The 12,323-nt window shown below is 60.7% G+C and carries 11 protein-coding genes; 7 read left to right on the top strand and 4 right to left on the bottom strand.

Annotated elements, in window-relative coordinates; genetic code table 11:
* Positions 1–3 precede the first annotated feature (3 nt).
* Both ACA049_RS26885 and lnt read left to right on the top strand, forming a co-directional pair.
* On the top strand, positions 4–843 hold the full coding sequence (locus tag ACA049_RS26885; RefSeq protein WP_109635113.1) for a CorC family transporter: 840 nt from the start codon (positions 4–6) through the stop codon (positions 841–843).
* Between the two features lie 15 nt (positions 844–858).
* The gene (lnt, locus tag ACA049_RS26890) at positions 859–2,382 is read left to right on the top strand and encodes an apolipoprotein N-acyltransferase (RefSeq protein ID WP_497331143.1); all 1,524 of its coding nucleotides are present in this window, start codon (positions 859–861) and stop codon (positions 2,380–2,382) included.
* A 112-nt stretch (positions 2,383–2,494) separates the two neighbouring features.
* Here the strand turns inward: lnt and ACA049_RS26895 are convergent, their stop codons facing one another.
* Together ACA049_RS26895 and ACA049_RS26900 are read right to left on the bottom strand one after the other, a co-directional pair.
* Positions 2,495–3,256, bottom strand: a complete 762-nt coding sequence (locus ACA049_RS26895) for a YdcF family protein (RefSeq protein WP_497331145.1) — start codon at positions 3,254–3,256, stop codon at positions 2,495–2,497.
* A gap of 105 nt (positions 3,257–3,361) precedes the next feature.
* Entirely contained in the window at positions 3,362–3,682 is a 321-nt protein-coding gene (locus ACA049_RS26900) for a hypothetical protein (protein ID WP_010467377.1), read from the bottom strand.
* A gap of 279 nt (positions 3,683–3,961) precedes the next feature.
* Here ACA049_RS26900 and leuS point away from each other — a divergent pair, with 279 nt between their 5' ends.
* The 5 genes from leuS to ACA049_RS26925 all read left to right on the top strand — a co-directional run bounded on the left by leuS (position 3,962) and on the right by ACA049_RS26925 (position 10,092).
* Positions 3,962–6,568 carry a leucine--tRNA ligase gene (gene leuS, locus ACA049_RS26905; protein WP_497331147.1) on the top strand — a complete coding sequence of 869 codons (2,607 nt, stop codon included), beginning with the start codon at positions 3,962–3,964 and terminating at the stop codon, positions 6,566–6,568.
* An 89-nt stretch (positions 6,569–6,657) separates the two neighbouring features.
* The gene (locus ACA049_RS26910) at positions 6,658–7,263 is read left to right on the top strand and encodes an LPS-assembly lipoprotein LptE (RefSeq protein WP_497331149.1); all 606 of its coding nucleotides are present in this window, start codon (positions 6,658–6,660) and stop codon (positions 7,261–7,263) included.
* Between the two features lie 39 nt (positions 7,264–7,302).
* Positions 7,303–8,340 (top strand): DNA polymerase III subunit delta, encoded by a 1,038-nt coding sequence (holA, locus tag ACA049_RS26915; RefSeq protein WP_497331151.1) that lies wholly within the window; start codon positions 7,303–7,305, stop codon positions 8,338–8,340.
* A gap of 202 nt (positions 8,341–8,542) precedes the next feature.
* Complete coding sequence (gene arfA / locus ACA049_RS26920; RefSeq protein WP_065908951.1) at positions 8,543–8,707, top strand: alternative ribosome rescue factor ArfA; 165 nt, start codon at positions 8,543–8,545, stop codon at positions 8,705–8,707.
* A gap of 62 nt (positions 8,708–8,769) precedes the next feature.
* Positions 8,770–10,092 carry a lytic murein transglycosylase gene (locus tag ACA049_RS26925; RefSeq protein WP_497331153.1) on the top strand — a complete coding sequence of 441 codons (1,323 nt, stop codon included), beginning with the start codon at positions 8,770–8,772 and terminating at the stop codon, positions 10,090–10,092.
* Between the two features lie 92 nt (positions 10,093–10,184).
* On the opposite strand, the gene ACA049_RS26930 is transcribed toward ACA049_RS26925, so the two are convergent.
* A complete protein-coding gene (locus ACA049_RS26930; protein WP_497331155.1) occupies positions 10,185–11,135 on the bottom strand; it encodes a S66 peptidase family protein in 951 nt (316 codons plus the stop codon).
* A 162-nt stretch (positions 11,136–11,297) separates the two neighbouring features.
* The gene (lipA, locus tag ACA049_RS26935; protein ID WP_374039725.1) at positions 11,298–12,323 is read right to left on the bottom strand and encodes a lipoyl synthase; all 1,026 of its coding nucleotides are present in this window, start codon (positions 12,321–12,323) and stop codon (positions 11,298–11,300) included.

The following is a 12,323-nucleotide window of genomic DNA, read 5'->3' on the forward strand; positions in this document are numbered from 1 at the left end:
GCTATGAGCGAAGATCGATCGAGCAACGGGCAAAAGTCTTGGCTGGGTAAGCTCACCCAGGCTTTTGCCCACGAGCCGAAGAACCGCCAGGAGCTGCTGGAGCTGCTGCGCGACGCACACCAAAACAAGTTGCTGGACAGCGAAGCGCTGGCCATCGTCGAAGGCGCCATCCAGGTCGCTGACCTGCAAGTACGGGACATCATGGTTCCGCGCTCGCAGATGATCAGCATCAAGGCGACCCAGACACCTCGCGAGTTCCTGCCTGCCGTGGTCGACTCGGCCCACTCCCGCTACCCGGTCATTGGCGAAAGCCACGACGACGTGATGGGCGTGTTGCTGGCCAAGGACTTGCTGCCATTGATCCTCAAGGAGAATGGCGACAGCTTCAACATCAAGGATTTGCTGCGCCCGGCCACCTTCGTGCCCGAGTCCAAGCGCCTGAACGTGCTGCTGCGTGAATTCCGCGCCAACCACAACCACATGGCCATCGTCATTGACGAATACGGCGGCGTGGCGGGTCTGGTGACCATCGAAGACGTGCTGGAACAGATCGTCGGCGACATCGAAGACGAGCACGACGTCGAGGAAGACAGCTACATCAAGCCGCTTCCAAGCGGTGACTTCCTGATCAAGGCCCTGACACCGATCGAGAACTTCAACGAGTTCTTCGACAGCGAATTCTCCAACGACGAGTTCGACACCGTTGGCGGCCTGGTGATGAGCGCGTTCGGGCACTTGCCAAAACGCAACGAAATCACTGAAATCGGCCCTTATCGCTTCCGCATCCTGAACGCCGACAGCCGTCGGATTCACTTGCTTCGCCTGACGCCTATTGCTCGGTAAACACTAAGGATAGAAATGCGCTGGATAACCCGCCCCGGCTGGCCCGGTAACCTGCTGGCCGTGGCGGCCGGTGCACTCACCACCCTGGCCCTGGCACCGTTCGATATCTGGCCGTTGGCATTGCTGGCGGTCGGCTTCTTTTATGCCGGTTTGCGCGAACTGAGCCCCCGTCAGGCCTTGGGCCGTGGCTGGTGTTTCGGTTTCGGCCTGTTTGGCGCCGGCACCAGCTGGATCTATTACAGCATCCACCACTTCGGCGGCGCTTCGGTGCTGCTGGCCGGTTTCCTGATGCTGATCTTCACGGCGGCGATTGCCTGGTTCTTCGCCCTGCCCGCCTGGATCTGGGCGCGCTGGCTGCGTCGCAACGAAGCACCGCTGGCGGATGCCTTGGCGTTCGCAGCGCTTTGGGTCGGCCAGGAAGCCTTTCGTGGCTGGTTCCTCACCGGTTTCCCGTGGCTCTACTCCGGTTACAGCCAGCTCGACGGCCCGTTGGCCGGGCTCGCCCCCGTGGGCGGGATGTGGCTGATTTCCTTCACCCTGGCCCTGACGGCTGCGCTGATCTACAACGCTTTGCGCCTGGTGCGCACGGGTCGTAAAGGTTTCATCGCCACCGGCGTTTTGCTGCTGATCGGCCCTTGGGTGGCCGGCATGGCGTTGAAAGAGCATGCCTGGACCAGCCCGGCAGGCCCGGCGCTGAGCGTCGCCGCCATTCAGGGCAATATCGAACAAAGCATGAAGTGGGACCCGGCGCAGCTCAACGCGCAGCTGGCGCTGTACCGCGACATGAGCTTGAGCTCAAAACGGGTCGACCTGTTGATCTGGCCGGAAACAGCCGTCCCGGTGCTCAAGGAGTCCGCCGAGGGCTACCTAAACATGATGGGGAATTTCGCCGCAGAGCGTAAATCTGCGCTGATTACCGGCGTACCGATCCGCCAGGAAGTCCGCCACGAGAAGCGCTTCTTCAACGGCATCACCGTACTCGGTGAAGGCGATGGCACCTACCTCAAGCAAAAGCTGGTGCCGTTTGGCGAATACGTTCCGTTGCAGGACGTGCTGCGCGGGCTGATCGCGTTCTTCGACCTGCCGATGTCCGACTTTGCCCGTGGCCCGGCTGACCAGGCCATGCTGCAAGCCAAGGGCTACCAGATTGCACCGTTCATCTGCTACGAAGTGGTCTACCCGGAATTCGCCGCCAGCCTGGCGGCTCGCAGCGATTTGCTGCTGACCATCAGCAACGACACCTGGTTCGGCACCTCCATCGGTCCGCTGCAACACCTGCAGATGGCACAAATGCGGGCGCTTGAGGCGGGCCGCTGGATGATCCGTGCCACCAACAACGGCGTGACCGGCCTGATCAACCCGTTCGGGCAGATCACGGCGCAGATCCCACAGTTCGAACGCGGCATCCTGTACGGCGAAGTCGTGCCGATGCACAACCTGACGCCTTACCTGCAATGGCGTTCGTGGCCGTTGATCATCATGAGTGTGTTGCTGTTTGGCTGGGCGCTGGTGGCGAACCGGATGGCTAAAACCGTCTGAGGATTTGTGGGCCAGTAAAAGATCGCAGCCTCGTTTCACTCGACAGCTCCTACAAGGGATTGCGTACTCTGTAGGTGCTGTCGAGTGAAACGAGGCTGCGATCTTTTGATTTTCAGCGGTAAAACAGCGAATACCCGATCTGCCCCACCGCCTCATTCAACAACTGCCCGCTCTGCCAAATCGACTTGAATTCCGGCATCCAACCACCCAGTGGCCGGGCATTGTCCACGCCTAAAAACCCTACCGGCGCCGGCACCACTTCAAATCCTGCCTGCTCAAAACTCCAGACCGATCGCGGCATGTGCCAAGCATGAGTAACCACCACCACCCGCTTGATGCCCTGCGGCAACAGCACCTCAGCGCTGAACTGCGCGTTCTCCCACGTCGTGCGGCTGCGCCCTTCCTGCCAGCGCACGGTGACGCCGAAATCATCGAGCAACGAATCCGCCATCAACTTCGCTTCAGAAGGCGGCGTGCCGTAATGCAGGCCGCCACTGGTGAGGACCGGCAACCCGGACGCCTTGGCCAGGCGTGCGGCAAAACGTTCGCGCTCCAGACCTATGCCCGTCGGCTGATCAGTGCCCCAGGCAATATCGCCACGCTCACGCCCGGAACCCAGCAGCACAATCGCATCCGCGCGCTGGCTCAGGGTGGCCCATTCCTCCCGCGCCAGCGGCGGTTCACTCTCCAGGGCTTTGGCACCCCACTGCACCACCACCGGCAAACTCATTAACAAGAAGCCGCCGAAACCCAAGGCAAAGCACACCCCCGCAAGCCTTGGCCTTGAGCGGCGCAACCACCAGGCAAGCATCAGCAACAGCAGAAGAATGCCGGGCGGCAAGAGAAGTTGTTTCACGAAATAACGAAAAGGCATCGAGCATCTCCATAAGATGCCCGAAGCCTAAGTGGGTTGACGCAATGCGACAACAAATGCGGAAGGACTATGCTTTAAAAAACCATGGGTCATGGCTTGCAGCCGTTATTTGAATTGCAGAGACCGGACCTTTTCCGCGTCCCTGCCAGGTGCCTTGTCCTTGAGCCAGATGATCTTGGCCGAACGTGGTGCGTCGAGTTGCTTCACTGCTGCGGACAAGCATCCGTGCGTCTCACGTTCACTGCGGTCCAGATAGGCTTTGACCAGTGCAAACTCTGCGGGGCTCAACCCACGCAGCTCCAGCTCCAGGGGACGCTCATCGCGTAGCCGGTCAGCGGTTTTTGCTGCGTCCAGGGCCATCCCCAGACGATCGATCAGTCTTTCATACAGCTGCGGTTTCGTGACTTTTTGCTGTGACTCAACCATCCCTCACCTCATTGAAGATAAGACTCGCTCCCCATTTAGAGCTTAGCTTCCATGAACAAACCGGCTGGATGCCGCGACCAACGGCCCTCGCGGCGGTTTTCGCAAGACGCGCGGCAGTAATCAGGGTTTCCCTCGGTAGAGTGCGGTCATGTATGCTACGGCGCTTCCTGTAACTCCACTTCCAGCTCGTCTGGGCACCGAAACGCCGATTTGGCGTCGTCACTGTCCAGCGTTGCATTGAAGAGGATTAGGCCACCCCTATTCAGTTCAAAAGTAGCCATGCACGAACAATATCAGCCCCGTGAAATCGAAGCCGCCGCCCAGTCGTTCTGGGACGAGCAAAAGTCCTTTGAAGTCAGTGAACAGCCAGGCAAGGAGACTTTCTACTGCCTGTCGATGTTCCCTTACCCCAGCGGCAAGCTACACATGGGGCACGTGCGCAACTACACCATCGGTGACGTGATCTCCCGCTACCAGCGCATGCAAGGCAAGAACGTCCTGCAACCCATGGGTTGGGACGCCTTCGGCATGCCGGCGGAAAACGCCGCGATGAAGAACAACGTAGCGCCCGCCAAGTGGACCTACGAAAACATCGCCTACATGAAAACCCAGCTGCGCAGCCTGGGCCTGGCGGTGGACTGGTCGCGTGAAGTGACCACCTGCAAGCCTGATTACTACCGCTGGGAACAATGGCTGTTCACTCGCCTGTTCGAAAAAGGCGTGATCTACAAGAAAAGCGGCACCGTGAACTGGGACCCGGTCGACCAGACCGTCCTGGCCAACGAACAGGTGATCGACGGTCGCGGCTGGCGTTCCGGCGCGCTGATCGAAAAACGCGAAATCCCGATGTACTACTTCAAGATCACCGCCTACGCGGATGAGCTGCTGGAGAGCCTCGACGAACTGACTGGCTGGCCTGAACAGGTCAAGACCATGCAGCGCAACTGGATCGGCAAATCCCGCGGCATGGAAGTGCAATTCCCGTACAACGTCGACTCCATCGGCGAAGCCGGCGCGCTGAAAGTCTTCACCACCCGTCCGGACACTTTAATGGGCGCGACCTACGTTGCCGTGGCCGCCGAACACCCGCTGGCCACCCTGGCCGCGCAAAACAACCCTGAGCTGCAAGCGTTCATCGCCGAATGCAAGGGCGGCAGCGTTGCCGAAGCCGACGTCGCCACCCAAGAGAAAAAAGGCCTGCCGACCTCGCTGTTCGTCGAGCACCCGCTGACCGGTGAGAAACTCCCGGTGTGGGTCGCCAACTATGTGCTGATGCACTACGGCGATGGCGCGGTGATGGCTGTACCGGCTCACGACGAACGTGATTTCGAGTTCGCCACCAAATACGACCTGCCGATCAAGTCCGTGGTGCGCACAAGTTCCGGTGACACCAACCCGGCTCCGTGGCAGGACGCTTACGGCGAGCACGGCACGCTGATCAACTCCGGCGAATTCGACGGCCTCGACTTTGCCGGCGCGTTCGACGCCATTGAAGTCGCGCTGATCAAGAAAAACCTCGGTGCCTCGCGCACCCAGTTCCGCCTGCGCGACTGGGGCATCAGCCGTCAGCGCTACTGGGGCTGCCCGATCCCGATCATCCACTGCACCACTTGCGGTGATGTTCCGGTCCCGGAAGATCAACTGCCTGTCGTACTGCCCGAAGACGTGGTGCCGGATGGCGCCGGTTCGCCATTGGCGCGCATGCCTGAGTTCTACGAGTGTGCTTGCCCGAAATGCGGCGCACCGGCCAAGCGTGAAACCGACACCATGGACACCTTCGTCGAGTCCTCGTGGTACTACGCCCGCTACGCCTCGCCACACTATGAAGGCGGCCTGGTGGAAAAATCGGCCGCTGACCACTGGCTGCCGGTGGATCAATACATCGGCGGTATCGAACACGCCATTCTTCACCTGCTCTACGCGCGCTTCTTCCACAAGCTGATGCGCGACGAAGGCCTGGTGAGTTCCAACGAACCATTCAAGAACCTGCTGACCCAAGGCATGGTGATCGCCGAGACTTACTATCGTCGCGAAGCCAACGGTGCTTACACCTGGTTCAACCCGGCGGACGTCGAACTCGAACGCGACAGCAAGGCCAAGGTAATCAGCGCCAAGCTGATCGCGGACGGTCTGCCGGTGGAAATCGGCGGCACCGAGAAGATGGCCAAGTCGAAGAACAACGGCGTCGACCCACAGTCGATGATCGACCAGTTCGGCGCCGACACCTGCCGCCTGTTCATGATGTTCGCCTCGCCACCCGACATGAGCGCGGAATGGTCCGACTCCGGCGTCGAAGGTTCGCACCGTTTCCTCAAGCGCGTCTGGCGTCTGGCGCAAGCCCACGTCGCTCAGGGCCTGCCGGGCAAACTGGACGTCGCCAGCCTGAACGACGAGCAGAAAGCCATTCGCCGTTCGATCCACCTGGCCATCAAGCAGGCCAGCCACGACGTCGGCCAGAACCACAAATTCAACACCGCCATCGCCCAGGTGATGACGCTGATGAACGTGCTGGAAAAAGCCGCGCAAGGCACCGAACAGGATCGCGCGCTGGTTCACGAAGGTCTGGAAGCCGTGACGTTGCTGCTGGCTCCGATCACCCCGCACATCAGCCACGAGCTGTGGCATCAACTGGGTCACGCTGGCCCGGTGATCGACGCCGGCTGGCCGGTGGTGGACGAAACCGCGCTGGTGCAGGACAGCCTGACACTGGTCATCCAGGTCAACGGCAAGCTGCGCGGCCAGATCGAAATGCCGGCCAGCGCGACTCGCGAAGAAGTCGAAGCCGCTGCTCGTATCAACGAGAACGTGCTGCGCTTCGTCGACGGCCTGACTATTCGTAAAGTGATTGTAGTGCCCGGGAAACTGGTCAATATCGTCGCCAGCTAAAATTGGATCAGGCGCCAGGTGAGCCTGGCGCCGAGTAAAACCTTTCGGGCCGCACGATCGGCCCACATGGTTTCAAGGGGAGCAACAAGATGATCAAACGCAATTTGCTGGTGATGGGCCTTGCGGTCCTGTTGAGCGCCTGCGGTTTCCAGCTGCGCGGCACCGGCACCAATGAACTGGCGATCAAGGAGCTCGATCTGAGCGCCCGCAACGCCTACGGCGAAACCGTGACGCAATTGCGTCAGGTGCTGCAAAGCAGTGGCGTCAAGGTTTACACCGGCGCGCCGTACAAACTGGTGTTGACCGATGAGCAGGAAAACCAGCGCATCCTCAGCTACGCCGGTGCCGGCCGCACTGGCGAGTATCAGGTAACTACCGTGCTGAACTTCGACATCCTTGGTGCGCGAGGCGTGCCATTGCTGAGCGACAAGCTCCAGGTGCAGAAGATCTTTATCCACGACGGCAACAACCTGGTGGGGTCCGACCAGGAAGCCGCTACTGCTCGCGTAGAGAGCCGTCGCGAGCTGGTTCAACGCATGATGCTGCGTCTGTCACAGATCTCTCCGACTCAGTTGGAGCAACTGCAACAGAACGCCGACGCCAAGGAAAAAGCCGAAGCCCAGGCATTGGACGCAGCGCAGAAAGCTGAAGCGGAAACCCCGCGTCAGTCGCCTATCGAAATTCCGCAGCAATAAGACTTACGGGGCGCTCAGGCGCCCCGTTCGCCCTCTCTTATGAAACTCGCCCCCGCCCAACTCGCTAAACACCTGCAAGGTGCCCTCGCGCCGGTCTACGTCATCAGCGGCGATGACCCGCTGCTGTGCCAGGAAGCCGCCGATGCCATTCGTGCCGCCGCTCGCCAACAGGGCTTTGACGAACGCCAGGTCTTCGCCGCCGACGCCAGTTTCGACTGGGGGACGTTGTTGCAAGCCGGCGCGAGCATGTCGCTGTTCGCTGAAAAGCGCCTGCTGGAGCTGCGCTTGCCATCCGGCAAACCCGGTGACAAAGGTGCCGCCGCGTTCATCGAGTACTGCTCGCGCCCGGCCGAAGACACGGTGCTGCTGATCAGCCTGCCCAAGCTGGATGGCAGTGCGCAGAAAACCAAGTGGGGCAAGGCGCTGGTCGAAGGACAGCAGACGCAGTTCGTGCAGATCTGGCCGGTGGATGCCAACCAGTTGCCGAGCTGGATTCGTCAACGGCTGTCTCAGGCCGGGCTTTCCGCCAGTCAGGACGCCGTGGAACTGATTGCCGCGCGGGTCGAAGGCAATTTGCTGGCCGCCGCCCAGGAAATCGAAAAGCTCAAGCTGATGGCCGAAGGTGGCCAGATCACCGTCGAAACCGTGCAAGCGGCAGTGGCCGACAGTGCGCGATTTGATGTCTTTGGCCTGACCGACGCGATTCTCAACGGCGAAGCCGCCCATGCCCTGCGTATCCTTGAAGGGCTGCGCGGTGAAGGCGTCGAACCGCCGGTGATTCTCTGGGCGCTGGCCCGGGAACTGCGTCTGCTGGCTAATCTGTCGCTGCAATACAGTCAGGGCGTACCGCTGGACAAAGCCTTCAGCTCTGCCCGACCGCCGGTCTGGGACAAGCGCAAACCGCTGATGAGCAAAGCCCTGCAACGCTACCCGGCGCAACGCTGGGCGCAGTTGTTGCTGGAGGCGCAGCGCATTGATGCGCAGATCAAGGGTCAGGCGGCTGGGTCGCCGTGGATGAGCTTGAGTCGGTTGTCGTTGTTGATGGCTGGGCAGAGATTGTCGTTGCCTGCTGAGTAAGGTCAAAAGATCGCAGCCTCGTTGCACTCGACAGCTCCTACAGCGGACGCATTCCAATGTAGGAGCTGTCGAGTGCAACGAGGCTGCGATCTTTTGATTCTGCTTTTCCTACACAAAACACATCCATTTGCCCTATAGACAGAACCCCAACTTCGGCAGAATATTTCCCCCCGCAAAACCCACTCAATCAAGAGATCTGATCATGAGCAAAAAGCCATCCAGGCATGGCCCCAACAAGGCCAAATCCATCATCGCCCAGCCACTGTTCCGCAGCCGTCAGGAACGAGCCGGCAAGGGCAAAGGCAGCTACCGCCGCGAAGCCTTCCAGTCTAATAGCTGGGAGGCTTCTTACTTTCTGGCGGCCTGAAAGGCAAGCCATCGCTCAACATGTTAAGGTCTGCACCTGATTCGTATTCCCTGGACCTGTGCATGCCCCTTTGTATTTCCCGTCGTTGGCCGCTGCGCCAACTGATCGCTGCCTCCAGCCTCATCTTGCTTGTCGCCTGCGCGGAAAAACCGACCGCCGCCGACGCCCAGCCGCTTCAGACCCTTCCCGTCGCGACAGCTCCTGCGGTCATTCCGCCTGTGGTGCCGACCGGTGAAAACCTCGACATCCAGCCCACCCAGACCTTCGCCGAATGGCAGGCAGGTTTCCGCAAAGATGCGCTGGCCGCCGGCATCCGTGCCGATCTGTTTGACCGCGCCTTCGCCAATGTCAGCCTGGACAACAGCGTGATCCGCGCCGATCGCAGCCAACCCGAGTTTTCCCGCCCGGTATGGGAATACCTCGATGGTGCGCTGTCGCCACTGCGGGTACGCAAAGGTCAGGCGCTGGTCAGCCAATACGCCGACATCCTGCAAAGCATCGAACAGCGCTACGGCGTCGATCGCCAGGCACTGGTGTCGGTGTGGGGCATGGAGAGTAACTTCGGTCAGTTCCAGGGCAACAAGTCAGTGATCAACTCCCTGGCGACCCTGGCCTACGAAGGCCGGCGTCCCGGCTTTGCTCATGCGCAACTGATCGCCGCCCTGCAGATCCTGCAACAAGGCGATATCGAGCCAGAGAAAATGCTCGGGTCCTGGGCCGGTGCCATGGGCCAGACCCAATTCATCCCGACCACCTACAACACCCACGCCGTGGACTTCGACGGTGACGGCCGCCGCGACATCTGGAACAGCCCGGCCGATGCCCTGGCCTCGACGGCGCACTATCTGCAAAGTTCAGGCTGGCAGAAAGGTCAGCCATGGGGCTTTGAAGTGCAGTTGCCAGGTAGCTTCAACTACGTTCTGGCCGACGGCACGATCCGCAAGAGCGTCGCTGAATGGCAACAGCTGGGTGTCTCGCTGCCCAATGGCGCCCAGGTTCCGGCGGGCTCCGAACACCTGTCCGCTGCCCTGCTGCTGCCGGCCGGTTATCGTGGCCCGGCGTTCCTGGTGCTCGACAACTTCCGCGCAATCCTCAAGTACAACAACTCGTCGTCTTATGCGTTGGCAGTGAGCTTGTTGTCCGAGCGCTTCAATGGTGGGGGCCTGATCAACGGCACCTGGCCGAAAGATGATCTGCCGTTAAGCCGCACCGAGCGGATCGAACTGCAAAGCCTGCTGAGCGCGCAGAACTACGATGCGGGCACTGCCGACGGGATTATCGGTGCCAACACCCGCAAGGCGATCCGTAGTGCACAGCAGTCGTTTGGCTGGCCGGCGGATGGGTATCCGACGCACAAGCTGCTCGAAGGCCTGCGTAACCGCTAAAAGCTTCGCGGGCAAGCCTCGCTCCTACAGGATCACACCATCCTGTAGGAGCGAAGCTTGCTCGCGAAGACTGACTGCCAGGCGACAACTACCTACCGTTTGACCACCACATCCTGCTCCAACACCAGTTCCTTCTTCCCCGCATCCAATCGAACCAACGCGCCCATCGGCAATGTCAGGTTCGGATCGCAATGCCCGCTGCGCCACCCGGCCAGCACCGGAATCCGAAACGGCTCGAACGTCTGCTTGAACAATCGCTCCAGCGCCACCGAATCAACCCCCGCCACATCCCCCACCAGAACCCCGCGCAATTTGCCCAGCGTGCCGGCCAGACGCAGATGAGTCAGCAAGCGGTCGATGCGATACAACGGCTCGTTGATGTCCTCGATAAAAAGAATGACGCCTTCAGCCTCCAACTCATACGGCGTGCCCATGGTCGCGGCAATCATCGACAGATTGCCCCCCAGCAAACGCCCGTGAGCGATGCCGGGCTCGATTGTGGTCAGCGGGTAAGCCACCGGGTGCGAAAGCACACTGCCCGCCTTCACCTGCCCTCTGAGCATGTTGAAAAACGAAGACTCGGTCGGCTTTTGCTTCTCGCCCAGCAAATCGGCATTGAGCAACGGGCCGTGAAAGGTCACGAAACCGGCGTAACGGCTGATCGCCACGTGCAGCGCAGTGATGTCGCTGTAGCCGATGAACGGCTTGGCGTTGTTTTGCAGCAACTCGAAATCGATGCGATCGAGCAGACGCGGCGTACCGTAACCGCCACGCAGACAGATGATCGCATCGACTTCGGTGTCGGCGAACGCCGCGTGCAAGTCATTGAGCCGCACGTCGTCGCTGCCGGCCAGGTAGCCGTCCTGCTCGTACACCCCGGGAAAGATCCGCAGCGCATAACCGCGAGCGCGCATCCAGGCAACAGCTTTGTCGGTGTCCAGCCCGGCCGGACCGGCGGGCGCAATCACGCCGATCAGCCCTTCCGGGGGCAAGGCCGGAACAGGTGAGTGAGGAAACAGCGTGTGAGTGGGTCGAACGGTCATCCATGAATCTCCCTGCGCGAAAAGCTTCAGCACACAGTAGTCAGGAACGGGGACAAACAGAAGAGGGTCAATCGCCCCGCAGGTTGCAGGAAAAGACGGTAGCGGCCGTAGGCACGGCCAACAAAAACGCCCGCAAGGCTGAAAAACCTTGCGGGCGTTTTATTACAGAGACGACATCAATTCAGCTTTGACCAGCTTCGCCTGCTCGTCGGCGTGATACGAGGAACGTACCAGCGGGCCGGAAGCGACGTTCTTGAAGCCCATCTTGTAACCTTCCTCGGCGAACCAGGCGAACACGTCCGGGTGCACGAAACGCTGGACCGGCAAGTGGCTGCGCGACGGTTGCAGGTACTGGCCCAGGGTCAGCATGTCGATGTCGTGTTCGCGCATGCGCTTCATGACTTCGATGACTTCTTCGTCGGTTTCGCCCAGACCCAGCATCAGGCCGGATTTGGTCGGAATGTGCGGCATCATCTGCTTGAAGCGTTGCAGCAGGGTCAGCGACCACTGGTAATCCGAACCCGGACGCGCAGCCTTGTACAGGCGCGGCACGGTTTCCAGGTTGTGGTTGAACACATCCGGCGGCTCGGCAGCAGTGATTTCCAGCGCGACGTCCATGCGGCCACGGTAATCCGGGACCAGGGTTTCGAGCTGTACATTCGGCGACAGTTTGCGGATCTCGCGGATGCAGTCGGCAAAGTGCTGGGCACCGCCGTCACGCAGGTCGTCGCGGTCAACCGAGGTGATCACCACGTACTTGAGTTTCAGGTCGGCGATGGCGATGGCCAGGCTTTCCGGCTCATTGGTGTCCAGTGGCTTCGGACGACCGTGGCCCACGTCGCAGAACGGGCAGCGACGGGTGCAGATGTCGCCCATGATCATGAAGGTCGCGGTGCCGCCGGAGAAGCACTCGCCCAGGTTCGGGCAGGACGCTTCTTCGCACACGCTGTGTAGCTTGTGTTTGCGCAGCAGGGCCTTGATGCGATCGACTTCCGGCGAAACCGGGATGCGCACGCGGATCCAGTCAGGTTTCTTCGGCAGTTCGGTGGTCGGAATGATCTTGACCGGGATGCGTGCAACCTTCTCGGCGCCGCGCAGCTTGACGCCGGCTTCAACCTTGGCACGCGGGGCCGGACGCTCGGTTACATCAAGCGTCGGGATCATGGTTTGCACTGCATCAGTAGTCAT

This window comes from Pseudomonas sp. LBUM1662, from assembly GCF_059695915.1.

What these genes read in the sequence shown, in the direction of transcription:
- holA (WP_497331151.1), top strand. Translation starts at nt 7,303, where the DNA reads ATGAAACTCGCCCCCGCCCAACTCGCTAAACACCTGCAAGGTGCCCTC.
- arfA (WP_065908951.1), top strand. Translation starts at nt 8,543, where the DNA reads ATGAGCAAAAAGCCATCCAGGCATGGCCCCAACAAGGCCAAATCCATC.
- ACA049_RS26900 (WP_010467377.1), bottom strand. Translation starts at nt 3,682, where the DNA reads ATGGTTGAGTCACAGCAAAAAGTCACGAAACCGCAGCTGTATGAAAGA.
- leuS (WP_497331147.1), top strand. Translation starts at nt 3,962, where the DNA reads ATGCACGAACAATATCAGCCCCGTGAAATCGAAGCCGCCGCCCAGTCG.
- ACA049_RS26895 (WP_497331145.1), bottom strand. Translation starts at nt 3,256, where the DNA reads ATGCCTTTTCGTTATTTCGTGAAACAACTTCTCTTGCCGCCCGGCATT.
- ACA049_RS26930 (WP_497331155.1), bottom strand. Translation starts at nt 11,135, where the DNA reads ATGACCGTTCGACCCACTCACACGCTGTTTCCTCACTCACCTGTTCCG.
- lipA (WP_374039725.1), bottom strand. Translation starts at nt 12,323, where the DNA reads ATGACTACTGATGCAGTGCAAACCATGATCCCGACGCTTGATGTAACC.
- ACA049_RS26885 (WP_109635113.1), top strand. Translation starts at nt 4, where the DNA reads ATGAGCGAAGATCGATCGAGCAACGGGCAAAAGTCTTGGCTGGGTAAG.
- lnt (WP_497331143.1), top strand. Translation starts at nt 859, where the DNA reads ATGCGCTGGATAACCCGCCCCGGCTGGCCCGGTAACCTGCTGGCCGTG.
- ACA049_RS26910 (WP_497331149.1), top strand. Translation starts at nt 6,658, where the DNA reads ATGATCAAACGCAATTTGCTGGTGATGGGCCTTGCGGTCCTGTTGAGC.
- ACA049_RS26925 (WP_497331153.1), top strand. Translation starts at nt 8,770, where the DNA reads ATGCCCCTTTGTATTTCCCGTCGTTGGCCGCTGCGCCAACTGATCGCT.